This is a genomic window from Tatumella sp. JGM91, assembly GCF_018257575.1.
Taxonomy (GTDB): domain Bacteria; phylum Pseudomonadota; class Gammaproteobacteria; order Enterobacterales; family Enterobacteriaceae; genus Tatumella; species Tatumella punctata.
Window position 1 is genome coordinate 103345 of sequence record NZ_JAERJP010000005.1, and the last position, 20505, is coordinate 123849.

The 20505-nt window shown below is 51.4% G+C and carries 14 protein-coding genes; 9 read left to right on the plus strand and 5 right to left on the minus strand.

Annotated elements, in window-relative coordinates:
- The first annotated feature begins 9 nt into the window (after positions 1–9).
- From nuoJ to JK198_RS05215, 6 genes are all read left to right on the plus strand, one after another.
- Positions 10–564, plus strand: coding sequence for an NADH-quinone oxidoreductase subunit J (nuoJ, locus tag JK198_RS05190; RefSeq protein WP_212707215.1), 555 nt, complete (start codon positions 10–12; stop codon positions 562–564).
- Positions 561–863 (plus strand): NADH-quinone oxidoreductase subunit NuoK, encoded by a 303-nt coding sequence (nuoK, locus tag JK198_RS05195; RefSeq protein ID WP_212707214.1) that lies wholly within the window; start codon positions 561–563, stop codon positions 861–863. The genes nuoJ and nuoK overlap by 4 nt, the downstream gene beginning before the upstream one ends.
- Entirely contained in the window at positions 860–2695 is a 1836-nt protein-coding gene (gene nuoL / locus JK198_RS05200) for an NADH-quinone oxidoreductase subunit L (protein ID WP_212707213.1), read from the plus strand. The genes nuoK and nuoL overlap by 4 nt, the downstream gene beginning before the upstream one ends.
- A gap of 96 nt (positions 2696–2791) precedes the next feature.
- Positions 2792–4312: an NADH-quinone oxidoreductase subunit M gene (gene nuoM, locus JK198_RS05205; protein WP_212707212.1), complete on the plus strand. Its 1521-nt coding sequence runs from the start codon at positions 2792–2794 to the stop codon at positions 4310–4312.
- 6 nt (positions 4313–4318) lie between these two features.
- Entirely contained in the window at positions 4319–5776 is a 1458-nt protein-coding gene (gene nuoN, locus JK198_RS05210; protein WP_212707211.1) for an NADH-quinone oxidoreductase subunit NuoN, read from the plus strand.
- Between the two features lie 115 nt (positions 5777–5891).
- Positions 5892–6362 carry a GNAT family N-acetyltransferase gene (locus tag JK198_RS05215; protein WP_212707210.1) on the plus strand — a complete coding sequence of 157 codons (471 nt, stop codon included), beginning with the start codon at positions 5892–5894 and terminating at the stop codon, positions 6360–6362.
- Positions 6363–6391: 29 nt separating this feature from the next.
- Here the strand turns inward: JK198_RS05215 and JK198_RS05220 are convergent, their stop codons facing one another.
- Positions 6392–8047, minus strand: coding sequence for a glucan biosynthesis protein D (locus tag JK198_RS05220; protein ID WP_212707209.1), 1656 nt, complete (start codon positions 8045–8047; stop codon positions 6392–6394).
- A 343-nt stretch (positions 8048–8390) separates the two neighbouring features.
- Here JK198_RS05220 and JK198_RS05225 point away from each other — a divergent pair, with 343 nt between their 5' ends.
- Positions 8391–9572 carry a nicotinamide mononucleotide deamidase-related protein YfaY gene (locus JK198_RS05225; protein WP_212707279.1) on the plus strand — a complete coding sequence of 394 codons (1182 nt, stop codon included), beginning with the start codon at positions 8391–8393 and terminating at the stop codon, positions 9570–9572.
- A 130-nt stretch (positions 9573–9702) separates the two neighbouring features.
- On the opposite strand, the gene yfaE is transcribed toward JK198_RS05225, so the two are convergent.
- The 4 genes from yfaE to ubiG all read right to left on the minus strand — a co-directional run bounded on the left by yfaE (position 9703) and on the right by ubiG (position 14631).
- Positions 9703–9972: a class I ribonucleotide reductase maintenance protein YfaE gene (gene yfaE, locus JK198_RS05230; RefSeq protein ID WP_212707208.1), complete on the minus strand. Its 270-nt coding sequence runs from the start codon at positions 9970–9972 to the stop codon at positions 9703–9705.
- A 2-nt stretch (positions 9973–9974) separates the two neighbouring features.
- On the minus strand, positions 9975–11105 hold the full coding sequence (gene nrdB / locus JK198_RS05235; RefSeq protein ID WP_212707207.1) for a class Ia ribonucleoside-diphosphate reductase subunit beta: 1131 nt from the start codon (positions 11103–11105) through the stop codon (positions 9975–9977).
- An 88-nt stretch (positions 11106–11193) separates the two neighbouring features.
- On the minus strand, positions 11194–13473 hold the full coding sequence (gene nrdA / locus JK198_RS05240) for a class 1a ribonucleoside-diphosphate reductase subunit alpha (RefSeq protein WP_212707206.1): 2280 nt from the start codon (positions 13471–13473) through the stop codon (positions 11194–11196).
- 426 nt (positions 13474–13899) lie between these two features.
- A complete protein-coding gene (gene ubiG, locus JK198_RS05245; protein ID WP_212707278.1) occupies positions 13900–14631 on the minus strand; it encodes a bifunctional 2-polyprenyl-6-hydroxyphenol methylase/3-demethylubiquinol 3-O-methyltransferase UbiG in 732 nt (243 codons plus the stop codon).
- A gap of 177 nt (positions 14632–14808) precedes the next feature.
- Between ubiG and gyrA the strand changes: the two genes are divergently transcribed.
- Both gyrA and rcsC read left to right on the plus strand, forming a co-directional pair.
- The gene (gene gyrA / locus JK198_RS05250) at positions 14809–17442 is read left to right on the plus strand and encodes a DNA topoisomerase (ATP-hydrolyzing) subunit A (protein WP_212707205.1); all 2634 of its coding nucleotides are present in this window, start codon (positions 14809–14811) and stop codon (positions 17440–17442) included.
- Positions 17443–17652: 210 nt separating this feature from the next.
- The gene (gene rcsC / locus JK198_RS05255) at positions 17653–20493 is read left to right on the plus strand and encodes a two-component system sensor histidine kinase RcsC (protein WP_212707204.1); all 2841 of its coding nucleotides are present in this window, start codon (positions 17653–17655) and stop codon (positions 20491–20493) included.
- Positions 20494–20505 lie beyond the last annotated feature (12 nt).

The window sequence follows — 20505 nt, forward strand, 5'->3', positions numbered from 1 at the left end:
GAGTCGGCAATGGAGTTCGCATTTTATTTTTGTGGGGCAATTGCGGTGTTAACCACCTTCAGGGTGATTACTCACACCAGCCCGGTACATGCCCTGCTGTATCTGATTGTTTCGTTGCTGGCAGTGGCAGGCGTGTTTTTCTCCCTCGGCGCCTATTTTGCCGGCGCACTGGAAATTATCGTCTATGCCGGTGCAATTATGGTGCTGTTTGTGTTTGTGGTGATGATGCTGAATCTCGGCAAAGTTCAGCAGCAACAGGAACGTGAATGGCTGAAGCCGGGTTTATGGTTCGGACCCGGGACTATCTCATTACTGTTACTGATTGCTCTGGTTCATGCCATTTCCGGCATTAACGATCAGGGGATCGACGGTACGGTGATGGGCGCTAAAGCCGTAGGGATCAGCCTGTTTGGCCCCTATGTGCTGGCGGTGGAACTGGCGTCGATGCTGCTGCTGGCGGGGGTTGTGGTGGCTTACCATATTGGCCGTGAAGACAGACGGGGTGAGGTGCTCAGTAACCGGCCCGACGACACAATCAAAGGTAACAAGGAGGAACAGATATGATCCCTCTGCAACACGGACTTATTCTTGCGGCAATTCTGTTTGTGATGGGGCTGACCTCACTGATGCTGCGCCGTAATTTACTGTTTATGCTGATTGGTCTGGAAATTATGATTAATGCGGCCGCACTGGCACTGGTGGTTGCCGGCAGTTACTGGGGGCAGGCGGATGGTCAGGTTATGTATATTCTGGCGATCAGTCTGGCGGCTGCAGAAGCCAGTATCGGGCTGGCTTTACTTCTGCAATTGCATCGTCGTCGTCAGACTCTGAATATTGATTCAGTGAGCGAGATGCGCGGATGAACCTTCTCTATTTAACTATTTTATTGCCGCTGATCGGCTTTCTGTTACTGGCATTTTCCCGTGGCCGTTGGTCGGAGAATGTCTCCGCCACCGTGGGAATTGGCTCGGTGGGGCTGGCTGCGCTGGTTACGCTGTATGCCGGAATGGATTTCTTCGCCCGGGGCGAGGCTGTCTATCAGCAGGCCCTCTGGACCTGGATGCAGGTCGGGCAATTTAATATTCAGGTGAACCTGACGCTGGATGGCCTGTCCCTGACTATGTTGTCGGTGGTGACCGGTGTGGGTTTCCTGATCCATATGTTTGCCTCATGGTATATGCGCGGTGAAGAAGGGTATTCACGGTTTTTTGCTTATACCAACCTGTTTATCGCCAGTATGGTGGTGCTGGTACTTGCCGATAACCTGATGCTGATGTACCTCGGCTGGGAAGGAGTAGGGCTGTGCTCTTATCTGTTAATTGGTTTCTATTATACCAATCCGGATAACGGCAAAGCCGCGATGAAAGCATTTATCATTACCCGTATCGGGGATGTGTTTCTCGCCATTGCGTTGTTTATTCTTTACAACGAGCTGGGTACGCTGAATTTCCGTGAAATGGTCGAACTGGCACCTGCGCACTTTGCGGCGGATAATCATATGCTGCAATTCGCCACCCTGATGTTGCTGGGGGGGGCTGTCGGGAAATCGGCCCAGTTACCGTTACAAACCTGGCTGGCTGATGCAATGGCCGGACCGACGCCGGTATCTGCACTGATCCATGCGGCGACTATGGTCACCGCCGGAGTCTATCTGATTGCCCGCACCCATGGCCTGTTCCTGCTGACACCGGACGTTTTACATCTGGTGGGGATTATCGGCGCAATAACCCTGGTGCTGGCAGGCTTTGCGGCACTGGTACAAACCGATATCAAACGGGTACTGGCCTATTCGACCATGAGCCAGATTGGTTATATGTTCGTGGCGCTGGGGGTCCAGGCCTGGGATGCTGCCATTTTCCATCTGATGACCCATGCGTTCTTTAAGGCTCTGTTGTTCCTGTCCTCCGGTTCGGTGATCCTTGCCTGTCATCATGAACAGAACATTTTCAAGATGGGGGGATTACGTAAGAGCCTGCCGCTGGTCTATGCCTGTTTCCTGGTAGGCGGTGCCGCGTTGTCTGCGTTACCGGTGATCACCGCAGGTTTCTACAGTAAAGATGAAATTCTCTACGGTGCAATGAGCAGCGGCCACAATGCTTTACTGGCAGCCGGTCTGGCCGGGGCTTTCCTTACCTCCCTGTACACCTTCCGGATGATCTTTATTGTGTTCCACGGTGAAGAGAAAATTAAGGCTCATGCAGGAAAAGGGATCACTCACAGTTTACCGCTGCTGGTATTACTGGTGCTTTCGACTTTTGTCGGCGCATTAATCACACCACCGCTGGCTAACGTTCTGCCGCAGGGTAACGGTGCTGATGGCGGGAAAATGGCCCTGGAAATCGCGTCAGGGATTGTTGCCGTTGCCGGTCTTGTGATTGCCGGGTTGTTGTGGCTGGGTAAACGCCGGCTGGTGTCAGCGGTGGCAGCCAGTGCACCGGGACGCATTCTCTCTCGCTGGTGGTTCGCTGCCTGGGGTTTCGACTGGTTATATGACCTGTTATTTGTCAGACCTTATCGCGCCATTGCCTGGTTACTGAAATCGGACCCGTTAAATACGCTGATTGGCTTGCTGGCAGGCGGTTCGCGGCTGGCCAGTAAAGGTCTGGTAGTGAGCGAAAATGGTTATCTGCGCTGGTATGTCGCTTCAATGGGCATCGGTGCAGTTGTGGTGCTGGCGTTAATGCTGGTGGTTTGAGGTGAGCTGGCAGGGACATTATGTCATTCCTTCCATGCTTGATAAATTTTCGCGGGTCGCAGACACCCGCGGATCACTAAAAGGGAACCAAACGCCGTGTTACTACCTTGGCTAATTATAATCCCCTTCGTTGGCGGCTTCCTTTGCTGGCTGGCTGAACGTTTTGGTGTTAAAGCACCACGCTGGATAGCACTGTTAACAATGGGGTTAACACTGGCACTTTCCCTGCTGCTCTGGTCGCAGGGAGGGTATTCATTAACTCAGGCTGCGGGTATCCCGCAGTGGCAGTCTGAATTTTCGGTGCCCTGGATCCCGGCACTGGGTATCAGTTTCCATCTGGCGATTGACGGATTATCGCTGCTGATGGTGGTGCTGACCGGGTTACTCGGGACAATGGCAGTGCTCTGTTCCTGGAATGAAATTCAGAAATATCAGGGTTTCTTTTACCTGAATCTGATGTGGATCCTGGGCGGTGTGGTCGGTGTCTTCCTGTCGATGGATATGTTCCTGTTCTTCTTCTTCTGGGAACTGATGCTGGTACCGATGTATTTCCTGATTGCTTTGTGGGGACATAAAGCCTCAGATGGTAAAACGCGTATCTCAGCCGCCACAAAATTTTTCATTTATACCCAGGCGTCGGGTTTAGTGATGCTGATTGCCATCCTTGGCTTAGTGTTCGTACATTTCGATGCAACCGGAGTGCTGACGTTCAGCTATGAACAACTACTGAACACACCGATGTCTTACCCTGTGCAATATTTGCTGATGCTGGGTTTCTTTATCGCATTTGCGGTAAAAATGCCGGTGGTACCGCTGCATGGCTGGTTACCGGATGCCCATAGCCAGGCCCCGACAGCAGGCTCAGTCGATCTGGCGGGTATTCTGCTGAAAACAGCCGCTTATGGCTTATTACGTTTCAGTCTGCCGCTGTTTCCTCAGGCATCAGCTGAATTTGCCCCCATCGCGATGGGGCTGGGTTTACTGGGGATTTTCTACGGTGCCTGGATGGCATTTGCCCAGACGGATATTAAGCGTCTGATTGCTTACAGCTCTGTTTCTCATATGGGGTTTGTGCTGATAGCGATTTATACGGGCAGTATGCTGGCTTTCCAGGGCGCCGTGGTACAAATGATCGCTCACGGGTTATCTTCTGCAGCCCTGTTTATTCTGTGTGGTCAGTTGTATGAACGGTTACATACCCGTGATATGCGTCTGATGGGGGGACTGTGGTCAAGAATTAAATGGTTACCGGGGCTGTCGTTGTTTTTTGCGGCGGCTAACCTCGGGATGCCGGGCACCGGTAACTTTGTCGGTGAATTTATGATCCTGACTGGCAGTTTCCGGGTAGTGCCGGTGGTGATTATTATCGCCACCTTTGGTCTGGTATTCGCTTCCGTATACTCATTAATTATGATGCAGCGGGCATACTACGGTGCACCCAAATCTCTGACGCCGCTGCGGGGCATGTCTGCCCGTGAGTTTCTGATGATTCTGGTACTGGTGGTATTGCTGGTGCTGCTGGGGGTTTATCCGCAACCGATTCTCGATACCTCAAGTGCGGCCATGAGTAATATTCAACACTGGTTTACCGCTTCAACTTTAATAACAAGGCCATGATTAGCCATGACAATAACTACTGAACAATTGATTGCGCTTCTCCCCCTGTTAATCACCGGATTAACTGTGGTGGTGGTGATGCTGTCCATTGCATGGCGACGCAACCCGGTTGTGAACGCCACACTGACAGTCATTGGTCTTAACCTTGCGTTGTTATCTCTGTGGTTTGTTGGCCATAACGGAGCAACGGACGTGACCTCCCTGTTACGGGTGGATGGTTATTCGGTGTTCTACAGCGCATTGGTACTGATGGCGGGCTTAGCCACCTGTACCTTTGCGTTTCCATGGCTGAAATCTTTCCGGGATAATAGCGATGAGTTCTATCTGCTGCTGAGCATCGCGGTTCTGGGCGGGATAGTACTGGCCAGTGCAGATCATCTGGCGTCAATGTTTATCGGAGTGGAGTTGCTCTCCCTGCCGTTGTTCGGGCTGGTGGGGTATGCCTTCCGTCATAAACGGTCACTGGAAGCGGCACTGAAATATACGATTCTGTCGGCAGCGGCTTCGTCCTTTCTGCTATTCGGTATTGCGCTGGTGTATGCCGGCAGTGGTGATTTAACTTTTTCCGGGCTGGGAAGTCACCTGCTGGCGGCTGGTCTGAATTCACCTCTGATGCTGACCGGATTCGGGATGATCGTTATCGGTATTGGTTTCAAACTGTCACTGGTGCCTTTCCATCTCTGGACGCCGGATGTTTATCAGGGCGCCCCTGCTCCGGTCTCTGCGTTCCTGGCGACCGGCAGTAAAATTGCTATCTTTGCGGTGATAATGCGTTTGTTCCTTGAAACGCCATTAACCCATAGTGAAGGTATGCGGACGGCACTGGGATTCATTGCCTTTGCGTCTATTCTGTTCGGTAACCTGATGGCTATTGCTCAGAGCAATATTAAACGCCTGCTGGGGTATTCTTCGATTGCACATCTGGGATATTTGCTGGTGGCCTTAATTGCCGCAGGATCACAGCAATTATCTCTGGAAACCACCGGCGTTTATCTGGCAGGGTATCTGTTCAGCAGCCTTGGCGCTTTCGGGGTCGTCAGCCTGATGTCAGCAGCCGGTCAGGAGACAGATACGGACTCTCTGTATTCTTATCGCGGGTTATTCTGGCACCGGCCGGCATTGTCTGCCGTGATGGCAGTAATGATGCTGTCTCTGGCAGGGATCCCGTCGACCCTTGGCTTTATTGGTAAATTCTATGTGCTGGCATCGGCGATACACGGCCAGTTATGGTGGCTGGCGGGAGCCGTTGTTGCGGGGAGTGCTATCGGGCTGTATTACTACCTGCGGGTTACTGTCAGTCTGTTCCTGAGCGCTCCGGGGTTACATCACCGGGATACTACTGATGGCTGGGGCTATACTGCCGGCGGGGTAGTGATTCTGGTGTCCGGGATACTGGTGATGTTACTGGGTATTTTCCCGCAGCCGCTGATTTCGCTGGTAAAACTGGCACAGCCGCTGATGTGAGTGACTTGTTTAGCCGCAGGGAATAACCACAAAGGCCATGCATCGCATGGTCTTTTTTTTACTGTTAATCAGAACTGCCGGTGAAGACCGGCAGCGCGGGATGATGGGAAACGTTATGTCTGAAATTATCTGGAAAGATCTGCACCACAGTGAACTGACAGTCGCGACGCTTTATCAGCTACTGGCGCTGCGTAATCAGGTGTTTATTGTCGAACAATGCTGCCCCTATCAGGATATTGACGGGGAAGATGTGCAGGGAGATAACCGCCACTTACTGGGATTTGACGGCGATAAGCTGGCAGCCTGTGCCCGGGTGCTGGTACCGGCAGACAACCGGCAACCGCTGAGCATCGGCCGGGTGATTGTGGCGCCGTATGCCCGCGGACGAAAGCTGGGCCACCATTTACTGGAGAAAGTACTGGAAAGTTGTCAGAAGTATTATCCCCGACGGACAATCCGGTTATCGGCCCAGGCCCATCTGCAGTCGTTTTACAGGGCACAGGGTTTTGCCGCCTGCACTGAGGTTTATCAGGAAGACGGGATTGACCATATCGGTATGCTGCTTCAGGCGGGAGATACTCTGTAGCGGCGAAGCAGCGCTCCGCCGCCCTGAGGTTATCCGGCTGTCATCTGCCGGTCATCTACATATTTACGCTGGTCTGGTGCCGGCGGCACATACTGATACATCCAGGTTTCACTGAGGGTCTGTCCCTGACTTCTGAGGAACAGACGCATATTGACCGGATCGGTCGAATCACTGTCCGGATACCAGTCAAACAGGATCCGGTAGGCGTTCAGCGGCTCTACATACAGGATCTCAACCTGTTTAAAGGTACCGGAAGAAACAGTGATTACCGGCTCAATACCTTTAGGGGCGGCAGTTTTCAGGTCACCGCCGACAAAGTCGATAGCGAAACGGCGACACCAGGACTCAGGAAAATGTTCCCCGGGGGCCCAGCCTTCAGGAAATCCGCCGATACCGGTGCGGGTGGCCCCGACCCGGGCCAGTGAGCTTTCGACCGGCGGCAGTCCGCTCCAGTATAATTTATACTCAAAGCTGAGTTCGCTGCCTGCATCGACCGCGGCCTCCGGCCTCCAGAAGCAGACGATATTATCCAGCGTTTCCCCGGTCGTGGGGATTTCCATCAGATTGATGGCGCCTTTTCCCCATTTACCGATGGGCTCAACCCACAGACTCGGACGTTTGTCATACCAGCCAATAACATCCTGATAATCGTTAAAATCATGATCCAGCTGCAACAGTCCGAAGCCACGTGGGTTTTCATCGGTAAAACTGTTAAATGTCAGGCGCTGAGGATTATTCAGCGGCCGCGCAATCCATTCACCGTTACCGGTCCACATAGAGAGGCGATCCGAATCATGGATTTGCGGATGATAGGTGTTGCACATCCGGCGGTCATTAGTGCCGCAACTGAACATGCTGGTCATCGGCGCAATACCTAATTGCTCTATCGCTTTACGGGTATACAAACTGTTTTCGACCGTCATGACCACCCGTTTTTCTTCACAGTCGATAGTGAATTTAAACGCACCAGTGATGCTGGCACCATCCAGCAGGGCGTATACCACAAAACGGGTATCTTCCGGCTTCGGTGTTTCGAACCAGAATGCTGTGAAATCCGGAAACTCTTCATGGCTGGTAAAAGTATTAATCGCCACACCACGGGCCGACAAACCGTACTGATAGGTATCATCTACCGCACGGAAATAACTGGCACCGAGGAATGCAACGATATCACGGCGGGCCAGTTCCGGTTTTTTGAAGACACGGAATCCGGCAAAACCGAGATCTGTTTTACCTGCCAGCTGTTTTACATCGACATGGGCATCGTTGTAGTTGAACAATTCAGGCCGGAAATGGACTTCCCGTGCCTCACGGTTATCAGGGTCAACCGAGAACATTCTGATCCGTCGCTTAAACCCCATACCGGTGTGGAAAAACTGCACATCCAGCTGACGGTCAGGGATGTTGTTCCACAGTGAATGATTAGCATCATACTGAATGGCGTTATAGTCCTGTGGCGTCAGGTTTGCCAGTGTTTCAGGCAGCGGCCCCGGCGCCCCGGCCCAGGGCTGTTTTGCCAGTGCGGCGGCCTGCTGCTTAAGTTTTGCGAAATCGAATTTTCTGGCATTTCCGTCGGCGATACCGTCGGCAGCCCAGGCTGAATTTGCCAGCAGTGAAGATAACCCTGTCATTGTCCCGAGGGCGGAAACCGCCAGCGAGCCTTTCATAAACATTCTGCGATTCATACCGAAAACGTTATCCTTGGTTGTTCAGGTGTATGGTGGCTGCGGTAACCCTGTCACAGCAGATTATGCCAGTAAACGTTGTTCATTCACTACGACAGATCGCCACGGGTAAAATTCATTAATCAGAAATTTATCAGAATAATCAGAGAAACGATGCATTTTCCGCAGGGTTGCGGCAGTTATTTTATCGGCGGAAAGGCAGTCACTGAATATCGTTCTTGTAATAGCGTGCGGAGAGGACTTTAATAACTGACTGAATTTATGTTTACTTTTCCGGTCAGTGTGTCTGGCTGTCCGGGCCTGTTTCCGCTGTATGCGCAGGAGTTGCACGTTGAATATTGAAATGTTGTCGACCGGTGATGAAGTACTGTACGGACAGATTATTGATACCAATGCCGCCTGGCTGGCTGACCGGTTATTTACGCACGGACTGGTGATGACCCACCGTTCGACCGTCGGTGATCAACTGGGGCCGCTGGTGGAAGAATTGCAACAGCGCAGTCAGTATGCGGATATTCTGATTGTTAATGGCGGGCTGGGACCGACCAGTGATGATTTAAGTGCGCTGGCGGCAGCCATGGCCTGCGGGGTTGAACTTGAACTGAATCAGCAGTGGCTGCAACAGATAGAAGCCTTTTTTCGTCAACGGGGCAGGCCGATGGCGGCGTCTAACCGTAAACAGGCAGAAATTCCCCGTCATGCAGAGGTTATTGATAACCGGGTCGGTACCGCCTGTGGTTTTGCAGTAACACTGAATAAATGTCGTATTTTTTTTACTCCGGGGGTTCCTGCTGAGTTTAAGGTGATGGTGAATGAGCAGATTCTGCCGCGTCTGGCGGCGCAGTACAGCCTGCCTGCCGCCCCGGTTTGTCTGCGGCTGACAACGTTCGGTCGCGGAGAGAGTGAACTGGCCGAAGAGTTTGACCACCTGCCGTTGCCCGAGGGCGTCAGCCTGGGCTACCGTGCCGCGATGCCGATTGTCGAAATTAAGCTGACGGGGCCCGCCAGTGAACGTCAGCAGATGGAGAGCTGCTGGCAGCTTATCCGGCAGAAACTGGCTGACTGGACGCTGTTTGAAGGAACTGAAGGGTTGCCGGCATTACTGGCCCGTGAGCTTATGGGTCGTGATCTGCGGCTGGCTGTAAGTGAGGTTTTTACGGCCGGATTACTGCACTGGTCGCTGGCGGCGGCGGATGTTCCCCTCAGCGGCGGCGATCTTCCGCGGCCAGGCCGGGAAAGCTTAGGACAGCTGGCAGACCGGCTGCAACTGCTGGCTGAGTCTCAACAGGTGCCGCTGGCACTCGGGGTGAGTGAACTCAGTGACCAGTCATTAGGCATCTGTCTGGTGACACCACAGGAAATACGGGCGCAGGCCCTGACATTTACTACCCTGCGTCATTCGCAGGCCGCCCGGCAGGAGCTGATCAGTACCGTTGCCATGCATATGCTGTTGCGCTGGTTACAGGGGAAAAACAGTCATGGAAGCTATAGCTGGCTGGAAGTGACTGAGGTACTGAACCGGTGACGATATTTTCCGGGCAGGCCGGCGGGCGATTGTGCTGAAAGAGGCCTGCCGTGTGCGGCGGGCCTCTGAGTCTTTGCTGACTATTTTCTTCGCAGCTTTGCCTGCGTCACTGGCTGTGGAGCGTCGCGGGTTACAGATCCAGCTCTATATCACCGACCGGACGGCAGCAGCAGGGCAGTATTTCACCCTGTCCGACAAATGCCAGAGGTTTACTGCGGTAGCACACCTGGCCCTTACGCAGTCTGACCCTGCAGGAACCACAGTAACCTTCGCGACACTGATACTCGACCGGAAGCTGATGGGCCTCAAGGGCAGTGAGCAAATCAGGGTAGGTATTCTTAGCACATTCGAGCTGCCGCCCCGAACGGCTGAGCGTAATGACCTCTGGTTTATCCGGCATGGTTACAGCTGGAAGTCGTTAAAATCATCAGCACCGACTTCTGAGTCGATTTGGCCGACTAAATAAGAACTGACTTCCACTTCCTGCGGAGCGACCTGAACGTTATCTGATACCAGCCAGGAGTTAATCCATGGGATCGGGTTGGAGCGGGTCTGGAATGGCAGATCCAGCCCGACAGCCTGCATACGGATATTGGTAATATATTCAATATACTGGCACAGGATATCTTTGTTCAGACCAATCATTGAACCGTCACGGAACAGATATTCTGCCCATTCTTTTTCCTGAATGGCGGCTTTTTTGAACAGCTCATAACACTGTTGCTGACATTCCGCGGCGATCTCTTTCATTTCCGGGTCATCTTCCCCGCTGCGCATCAGGTTCAGCATATGCTGGGTACCTGTCAGGTGCAGGGCTTCATCGCGGGCAATCAGGCGGATAATTTTAGCATTACCTTCCATCAGTTCCCGTTCGGCGAAAGCAAAAGAGCAGGCGAAGCTGACATAAAAACGGATAGCTTCGAGCGCATTTACGCTCATCAGACACAGATAAAGCTGTTTCTTCAGGTTACGCAGGCTGACAACGACCTCTTTACCGGCGACCTGGTGAGTACCTTCTCCCAGTAAGTGCCAGTAGCTGCTCATTTCGATTAAATCGTCATAATAGCCGGTAATATCTTCAGCACGCTTAAGGATTTGTTCATTAGTCACGATATCATCAAACACCAGTGCCGGGTCTGTGACAATGTTACGGATAATATGGGTGTAAGAACGTGAGTGGATCGTTTCGGAAAATGCCCAGGTTTCAATCCAGGTTTCCAGTTCAGGGATGGAGACTAACGGCAGCAACGCAACGTTAGGACTGCGGCCCTGGATAGAGTCCAGCAGAGTCTGATATTTCAGGTTGCTGATAAAGATATGTTTTTCGTGTTCAGGCAGTGACTGATAGTCAATTCTGTCACGGGCAACATCAACTTCTTCCGGACGCCAGAAAAAAGAGAGCTGTTTTTCGATCAGCTTTTCAAAAATATCATATTTTTGCTGGTCGTAACGGGCAACGTTGACGGACTGTCCGAAGAACATCGGTTCTTTTAACTGATCGTTTTTGTTTTGCGAGAATGTAGTGTAGGCCATCAGGAAACATCCGATAAATACTGGCTGACGTTTCAGCGGTTAAAAAGCTAAAGTCAGGGGCCGCCGCGGCGGCTCCTGACGGAAAGGGTTAAATCTTGCAGGCGCCGCCTTCACAGCCGTCGTCCGCCGGGGCCAGGTCATCCTGAGCATCTTCGGCACCGTCACGGGTGTTCTGGTAGTAAAGCGTTTTTACACCAAATTTATAGGCGGTCAGCAGATCTTTCAGTAACTGCTTCATCGGCACCTTGCCGTTAGCGAAACGGGAAGGGTCGTAGTTGGTATTGGCAGAAATCGACTGATCGACAAATTTCTGCATCACACCGACCAGCTGCAGATATCCGTCATTAGATGGCATTTCCCACAGCAGTTCATAGTTGTCTTTCAGGGTTTCATAGTCCGGTACGACCTGGCGCAGAATACCGTCTTTCGACGCTTTAATACTGACATGACCGCGCGGAGGTTCAATACCATTCGTGGCGTTAGAAATCTGCGAAGAGGTTTCTGACGGCATCAGCGCGGACAGGGTTGAGTTACGCAGACCGTGAGTTTTGATCGACTCGCGCAGGGACTCCCAGTCCAGATGCAGAGGCTCATCACAGATCGCATTCAGGTCAGCCTTATAAGTGTCGATCGGCAGTACTCCGGCGGCATAGGTGGTTTCATTAAACCACGGGCACGCACCCTGTTCTTTAGCCAGTTCATTTGAGGCTTTCAGCAGGTAGTACTGAATCGCTTCAAAGGTTTTATGCGTCAGGTTATTTGCACTGCCATCGGAATAACGTTTACCGTGTTTCGCCAGGTAGTAAGCAAAGTTGATCACACCTATCCCCAGGGTACGGCGTCCCATGGCCCCGCGTTGTGCTGCGGGGATCGGGTAGTCCTGGTAGTCCAGCAGGGCATCCAGCGCACGTACTGCCAGGATTGCCAGTTCTTCGAGTTCATCCAGGCTGTTAATGGCACCCAGGTTGAAGGCAGACAGCGTACAAAGGGCAATCTCGCCATTTTCGTCATTTACGTCATTCAGCGGCCGGGTTGGCAGCGCAATTTCCAGGCACAGGTTCGACTGACGGACCGGAGCAATGGCCGGATCAAACGGGCTATGGGTATTACAGTGATCAACGTTCTGAATATAAATACGTCCGGTAGACGCACGTTCCTGCATCATCAGGGAGAACAGTTCTACCGCTTTAATCCGCTGTTTACGGATGGTGCTGTCCTGCTCGTATTTTACGTACAGACGTTCGAATTCATTCTGGTCGGCAAAGAAGGCATCGTACAGACCCGGCACATCAGACGGGCTGAACAGGGTGATATCTTCCCCTTTCAGTAAACGCTGGTACATCAGCTTGTTGAGCTGTACGCCATAATCCATATGACGGACGCGGTTACCTTCGACACCGCGGTTATTTTTTAACACCAGCAGGCTTTCGACTTCCAGGTGCCATAATGGATAAAACAGGGTCGCTGCGCCGCCGCGAACGCCACCCTGAGAACAGGACTTAACCGCAGTCTGGAAATGCTTGTAAAAAGGAATACATCCCGTATGGAAGGCTTCGCCGCCACGGATCGGGCTGCCCAGCGCACGGATACGGCCAGCGTTAATACCAATACCGGCGCGCTGTGAGACATATTTCACAATCGCACTGGAAGTAGCATTAATGGAATCAAGACTGTCGCCGCATTCAATTAATACACAGGAGCTGAACTGGCGGGTCGGGGTACGCACACCGGCCATGATCGGCGTAGGTAACGAGATCTTAAAGGTCGATACCGCGTCATAAAAACGTCTGATGTAGTCGAGACGGGTGTCACGCGGATAGGCAGAGAACAGGCAAGCCGCAACCAGGATGTACAGGAACTGTGCACTCTCGTAAATATCACCGCTGACACGGTTCTGAACCAGGTATTTACCTTCCAGCTGTTTGACCGCAGCATAAGAGAAGGTCATGTCGCGCCAGTGGTCGATAAAGCTGTCCATCTGAGCAAACTCTTCTGCGGTGTAGTCTTCCAGCAGGTGTGGATCGTACTTACCGCGTTCAACCATTGACGTGACATGGTCAAACAGTGCCGGTGGTTCAAACTGTCCGTACGCTTTTTTACGCAGGTGGAAAATAGCCAGTCGGGCTGCCAGGTATTGGTAATCAGGCGCTTCGCGGGAAATCAGGTCCGCGGCTGCTTTGATAATGGTTTCATGAATATCGGAGGTTCTGATGCCGTCATAAAACTGAATGTGCGAGCGCAGCTCTACCTGTGAGACCGAGACATTGTGAAGACCTTCCGCTGCCCAGTCGAGTACCCGGTGTATTTTATCGAGATTGATTCGTTCCTGGCTTCCATCGCGTTTCGTAACGAGCAGACTTTGGTTCATGTCGCGTTTACCTATCTATGCATTAGTATCAGTGAGTTATATATTTCGTGTAGTTATGCACAGTATTCTCATTGTGAATAAAACTGTGGATAACCACTACATGTAGGGGGTGTCGATAAAATATATAACAAGATAGGCTGTATTTTAGTGACTTCCGCGGAGTTAACAAGTGCAAAAATAGGGCGTAATTTGACTTGTAATTTTTGTTTTTTTTCGTAGCCCGCATGATTAAAGGCACCATCTGATGTCAACATTTGGAAGAAAAAAATTCTTTTTATGATCGGTAGCCGATTTTTCATTCAGGGAGAACCGGGGAAGGCATTTACACTGACAAACGAAATGGTTCAGGAGACAGAGACTGCTTTATTTTCCGGCAGGTTGGTTTTGTTCTTCTGCCGGAAACTTTTTAAGCATAAAATGCCGGAGTTAGGATTTTTCCGGGCAGCTGGTATGTACCATATAGTTGACGTCGACACCATGACCGAGGCGGAAATGGCTGGTCAGCGGATTATAGTGCAGGCCGATCATGCCTTCTTCGCGTAACGGAGTTTCATCTACCCAGTTCAGCAGCTCCGCAGGACGGATAAACTTTTTAATATCGTGGGTGCCGCGCGGTACCATACGTAACAGATACTCTGCACCGAATACCGCCATCAGCCAGGCTTTAGGGTTGCGGTTGATGGTCGAGAAAAATACCTGCCCGCCGGGTTTCACCAGTCTGGCGCAGGCATGGACCACCGAACGCGGGTCTGGCACATGTTCCAGCATTTCCATACAGGTAACAACATCGTATTGTCCTGCAAATTCGCTGGCATGTTCTTCGACCGTACGCTGCACATAATCGACGCTGACGCCACTTTCCAGGGCATGCAGCCGGGCAACTTGTAAAGGTTCTGCTCCCATATCCAGACCGGTCACCTCAGCCCCTTCGCGGGCCATACTCTCGGCAAGGATCCCGCCGCCACAACCGACATCCAGGACTTTTTTGCCAAATAACCCGTGGCTGTTCTGGCTGATATAACCGAGACGCAACGGGTTAATACGGTGCAGAGGTTTGAATTCGCCTTCCAAATCCCACCAGCGGGAGGCGACTGCTTCAAATTTGGCAATCTCCTGATGGTCAACGTTCTGGTTTGACTGATTTTCCTGTGCAGGCATATTCATGGATTACGACTCCTGAAAAAATTTTACCGAGTATAAACACTTAATCGGCCAGCGGCACCCTTAGTCTGTGGATCTGCATAACTAATCTGATGCTGACGTGCACCGCAGGGTGGTACTGTGATATGATTCGCCGCCTGAATAGTCGGCAATATCTAGAGGGATATCGGCTCCATGAGCGACTTAGCAAGAGAAATCACACCGGTTAATATCGAGGAAGAATTAAAAAATTCTTATCTCGATTATGCCATGTCGGTCATCGTTGGCCGTGCGTTACCTGATGTGCGTGATGGCCTGAAACCAGTACACCGTCGTGTATTGTTTGCCATGAGCGAGTTAGGTAATGACTGGAACAAAGCCTACAAAAAATCTGCCCGTGTTGTCGGGGATGTGATCGGTAAATATCACCCGCACGGTGACTCCGCAGTCTATGAAACGATTGTCCGTATGGCACAGCCGTTTTCATTACGTTATATGCTGGTAGACGGGCAGGGTAACTTTGGTTCTATTGACGGTGACTCCGCCGCGGCGATGCGTTATACGGAAATCCGTATGGCAAAAATCGCCCATGAATTGCTGGCAGACCTGGACAAAGAAACGGTTGATTTTGTGCCTAACTATGATGGCACAGAACAAATTCCTGAAGTCATGCCGACAAAGATCCCTAACCTGCTGGTCAATGGTTCGTCAGGTATTGCCGTCGGCATGGCGACCAATATACCTCCGCACAACCTGAATGAAGTGATTAACGGTTGTCTGGCATTAATCGACGATGGCGATATTACCGTTGAAGGTCTGATGGAGCACATCCCCGGACCGGACTTCCCGACGGCAGCGATCATTAATGGTCGTCGTGGCATCGAAGAAGCATACCGTACCGGACGCGGGAAAATTTATATTCGCGGCCGTGGTGAAGTGGAAACAGACCCTAAAACCGGACGTGAAACAATTATCGTCCACGAAATACCTTATCAGGTGAACAAAGCCCGGCTGATCGAAAAAATCGCGGAGCTGGTCAAAGAGAAGCGTATTGAGGGCATCAGTGCGTTGCGTGACGAGTCTGATAAAGACGGTATGCGTATTGTCATTGAAGTGAAACGTGATGCGGTCGGTGAAGTGGTGCTTAATAACCTCTATTCTCTGACCCAGTTACAGACGTCTTTCGGTATTAATATGGTGGCACTGCATCAGGGCCAGCCAAAAATTATGCCACTGAAAGATATTCTGGAAGCGTTTGTCCGTCACCGCCGTGAAGTGGTTACCCGTCGTACCATTTATGAACTGCGTAAAGCGCGTGACCGTGCTCATATTCTTGAAGGGCTGGCGATTGCTCTGGCGAACATTGATCCGGTGATCGAGATGATCCGCCGCGCACCTTCTCCGGCAGAAGCGAAGGCTGCACTGGTTGCTCAGGGCTGGGCGCTGGGTAACGTTGCCGTTATGCTGGAAAAAGCCGGCGATGATGCAGCGCGTCCGGAATGGCTGGAACCGGAGTATGGTATCCGTGACGGTGAGTATTACCTGACAGAACAACAGGCTCAGGCGATCCTCGACCTGCGTCTGCAAAAACTGACCGGTATGGAACATGAAAAACTGCTGGATGAGTACAAGCAGTTACTGAGTGAAATTGCCGGGCTGATCTTTATCCTGGAAGATGCTAATCGTCTGATGGATGTGATCCGTGAAGAACTGGTTGCGGTCCGTGAGCAGTTTGGTGACGCACGCCGCACGGAAATCACTGCCAATTCGGCTGATATTAACATCGAAGATTTGATCAGCCAGGAAGATGTGGTCGTTACTCTGTCGCACCAGGGATATGTAAAATATCAGCCCCTGACAGACTACGAAGCACAACGCCGTGGTGGTAAAGGTAAATCCGCTGCCAGGATCAAAGAAGAAGACTTTATCGATCGCCTGCTGGTGGCGAATACCCATGATACCATCCTGTGCTTCTCCAGCCGTGGCCGTCTGTACTGGATGAAAGTGTATCAGTTACCGGAAGCCAGCCGTGGCGCCCGCGGACGTCCGATTGTTAACCTGCTGCCACTGGAAGCCAACGAGCGTATTACCGCGATCCTGCCGGTACGTGAGTATGCTGAAGGCCTGAATATCTTTATGGCAACCGCCAGCGGGACAGTGAAGAAAACGGCACTGACCGAATTCAGCCGCCCGCGCAGTGCCGGGATCATTGCGGTTAATCTGCGTGATGACGATGAGCTTATCGGTGTGGCTTTGACCGACGGTAATGATGAAGCAATGCTGTTCTCTGCTGCCGGTAAAGTGGTCCGTTTCTCCGAACAGGCCGTGCGGGCGATGGGGCGTACTGCTTCCGGGGTCCGCGGAATCAAACTGGCAGAAAATGATCGGGTGGTTTCACTGATTATTCCTCGTGAAGACGGGGCTATTCTGACGGTTACCCGTAATGGTTATGGTAAACGTACCGCTAACCAGCAGTACCCGACCAAATCCCGTGCCACCCAGGGGGTGATCTCCATCAAAGTGACGGAGCGTAATGGTCCGGTGATCGGTGCGGTACAGGTTGATGACAGTGACCAGATTATGATGATCACCGATGCCGGCACCCTGGTGAGAACCCGTGTCTCCGAAGTCAGTGTTGTGGGTCGTAACACCCAGGGCGTAATCCTGATCCGTACGGCTGACGATGAAAATGTTGTCGGTTTGCAGCGTGTTGCTGAACCGGTTGCTGAAGAAGAGCTGGATGCAATTGATGGTTCGGTGGCCGAAGGCGATGATGATCTGCTTCAGGAACCTGAAACAGATGATGATACAGAGTCTGACGACGAATAATTTCCCTGCGTTCAGCAGATAGCAAAAGAGGCATCCCTGTGGTGCCTCTTTTTTATGTCTGTCTGCCGGTGCTTTCGGGGTGGCATCTCTGTAAAATTAAAATGTATGTGATAGTCTTAAGCCCGTCAGCGGTTGCTGTCACTTTGTACTGATGAGCCGGTTACCCCATTCATCGTTTTGTTCGTTCCGACTTACTGCAGTGAGTTTCCAGTGAAATATCTTGTCTCTTTTCGTACCACGCTACGGGTTTCTCGTTATCTGTTTCGCATACTGGCACTCTTGCTCTGGCTGCTGGGTGGGTTACTGAGCGCGTTTTACCTGCTGAATGTGTTACATGAAAAGGAATCGGATATCAGGGAACAGCTTTCCGGCAACTACAGTCTGGCCGGCTGGTATATCGCCCATTCCAATGAAGCGATGCGGGAACTGAAATACATTACCGAAGGGCAGTTAAATAATAGCCCCGATGATAACTCTTTTACCCTGAGCAGCAGCAAAAATTACTCGCCTCAGTTTTCACCGTTGTTCAGTGACGATGATTGCAGCAGCGTCGATACAGGCTGGCGGACTACGTTATCCACGCTGGGCGGTTTTTTGCATTACTGGGAAAGCCAGTATGTCTCATCTTATGAAATGAGCCGGATTTTTCTGCTGCATAATGGCAGTAATTGTCTGGCGACGTTTTCCTTTACAACCAGCGAAGTCAGCAGTGACTCCGGCATGAATTCCCTGCAGGAAAATGTGCTGAGATTTAATAACAGCTCTGCGGCAGAACAACGTAACCCTGTCTACTGGATCACGGCGGGGAATCAGCCGGGCGTCGGGGCATTTTATATGATGATGCCGGTGTATACGGGCAATCAGCAGGTCGCTTTGCTGAGCTTTGAACAAAACTTACGGCTGGATGAGCTGGTTACCCCGGGCAGTACCCCGGTGGCTACGTCGATTGTTAATGATGATGATCAGCTGGTGTTATCCACGGACAGCAGTATCAGCAGCCATAGTTTCGAATCGCTGCCCGACAGCCGGGAGTGGTTTGGCTATATTAATGGCTATAGCCAGTTAATACTGAAGCAGTCACTGTCACCGAGCCCTTTCAGTATTATCTATTCTCTGCCGACCGGTTTGCTGTTTAATCAGATGAAACTGATGATCATCAATGCCATTCTGCTGAACATTTTCAGCGCATTAATTCTTATTGCACTGACGATCATCTTTGAACGGCGGATGTTACTGCCAGCAGAAGATAATGCACTGCGTCTGGAGGAACATGAGCAGTTTAACCGGAAGATTGTAGCCTCTGCACCGGTCGGCATCTGTATCCTGCGGACCAGTGATGGCAGTAATATTCTGAGTAACGAACTGGCACATGACTATCTGACGCTGCTGACGGCCGAAGATAAACTGCGGCTGACAGAAATTATAGGCGGACAGCAGGTGAATTTTGTGGATGTGCTGACCGGCTCTAACACTAACCTGCAAATCAGTTTTGTCCATAGCCGTTACCGTAATGAAGATGTCGCTATCTGCGTACTGGTGGATGTCAGTGCCAGGATAAAAATGGAGCAGTCTCTGCAGGAAATGGCCGACTCAGCGGAACAGGCCAGCCAGTCAAAATCTATGTTCCTTGCTACCGTCAGCCATGAACTGCGTACGCCTCTGTACGGTATTATCGGTAATCTGGATTTACTGAAAACCCGCGAACTGCCGAAAAATTCAGACGCACTGGTCAGTGCGATGACGAACTCATCAGATCTTTTATTGAAGATCATTAACGATATTCTTGATTTTTCCAAGATTGAATCTGAACAGTTAAAAATTGAACCAGGGACATTCTCCCCCCATGAGATGATGGGACATATTATCTCTAACTACCTGTCCCTGGTGGTAAAAAAACGCCTGACCCTGTATTGCCTGATCGAACATGATATTCCGACCGCCCTGTTTGGCGATGCCATGCGCCTGCAGCAGGTTGTCTCTAATCTGCTCAGTAATGCGATTAAGTTTACCCATACCGGGGTTATCGTACTTCATGTCTATCAGCAACAGGGGTACCTGGCATTCAGGGTACGTGATACGGGGGTAGGGATACCCGCCCGCGATGTACTGCGTTTGTTTGACCCGTTCTTTCAGGTGGGCACCGGAGTACAACGTAATTTCCAGGGAACCGGACTGGGACTGGCTATTTGTGAAAAACTGATCAATATGATGGATGGCGATATTGATGTGGAATCAGAACCGGGTATGGGCAGCCAGTTTACGGTGCGTCTGCCGGTATATCAGGGACTATGGACACCGGCAGCCAGTGATCTCAAAGGCAGGCGGATATATCTCTCCCTGAAAAACCGTTGTTTTGCCGATTATCTGCGACGCCAGTTACTGGCATTATCGGTGACGCTGCTGACCACAGAACAGCAGTTAACCCCGGAGGATATCTGGCTGACCGACTGTGACGATACTGCCGATATTGCCTGTAAAGCACGTATCTGTTTCAGCAGTGAGCACACGGATTTCCCGAGTGAAATCAGGCCAGGAGTATGGCTGATCACCACTTCGATGCCCCATGAGTTGCCGGAACTGTTGCGCCGCATTTACCGGCCGGTCAGTGAAGTGAAATTACTGACAGAGCAGACCCCGGATAATGGTGATAATAGTGCCAATGAAGATATTCTTATCCTGGTGGTGGACGATCATCCGATTAACCGGATGCTGTTGTCCGGCCAGTTGCACACCCTGGGATACCAGGTAAAAACGGCTCAGGATGGGGTGGATGCTCTGAACGTGATGAAACGCATTGATGCGGACATTGTGCTCAGTGATGTCAATATGCCGAATATGGATGGCTATACGCTGACACAGACCTTGCGTGAGTCGGGCTATCAGCGGCCGGTGATCGGCGTCACAGCCAATGCGCTGGCTGATGAGAAACAGCGTTGTCTGGCGGCGGGAATGGATGACTGTTTATCAAAACCAGTCACATTACAGGAGCTGAAAGTAAGCTTGCGCAGTTATACAGAGCAGGTCAGAAAGTCCCGACCATCGCAGGCGTAACTGGCTGGATTT

Coding starts and splice junctions, on each gene's coding strand:
- JK198_RS05220 (WP_212707209.1), bottom strand. CDS start 8,047: ATGAATCGCAGAATGTTTATGAAAGGCTCGCTGGCGGTTTCCGCCCTC.
- yfaE (WP_212707208.1), bottom strand. CDS start 9,972: ATGCCGGATAAACCAGAGGTCATTACGCTCAGCCGTTCGGGGCGGCAG.
- gyrA (WP_212707205.1), top strand. CDS start 14,809: ATGAGCGACTTAGCAAGAGAAATCACACCGGTTAATATCGAGGAAGAA.
- nrdB (WP_212707207.1), bottom strand. CDS start 11,105: ATGGCCTACACTACATTCTCGCAAAACAAAAACGATCAGTTAAAAGAA.
- nuoJ (WP_212707215.1), top strand. CDS start 10: ATGGAGTTCGCATTTTATTTTTGTGGGGCAATTGCGGTGTTAACCACC.
- nrdA (WP_212707206.1), bottom strand. CDS start 13,473: ATGAACCAAAGTCTGCTCGTTACGAAACGCGATGGAAGCCAGGAACGA.
- nuoN (WP_212707211.1), top strand. CDS start 4,319: ATGACAATAACTACTGAACAATTGATTGCGCTTCTCCCCCTGTTAATC.
- JK198_RS05225 (WP_212707279.1), top strand. CDS start 8,391: ATGTTGTCGACCGGTGATGAAGTACTGTACGGACAGATTATTGATACC.
- JK198_RS05215 (WP_212707210.1), top strand. CDS start 5,892: ATGTCTGAAATTATCTGGAAAGATCTGCACCACAGTGAACTGACAGTC.
- ubiG (WP_212707278.1), bottom strand. CDS start 14,631: ATGCCTGCACAGGAAAATCAGTCAAACCAGAACGTTGACCATCAGGAG.
- nuoK (WP_212707214.1), top strand. CDS start 561: ATGATCCCTCTGCAACACGGACTTATTCTTGCGGCAATTCTGTTTGTG.
- nuoL (WP_212707213.1), top strand. CDS start 860: ATGAACCTTCTCTATTTAACTATTTTATTGCCGCTGATCGGCTTTCTG.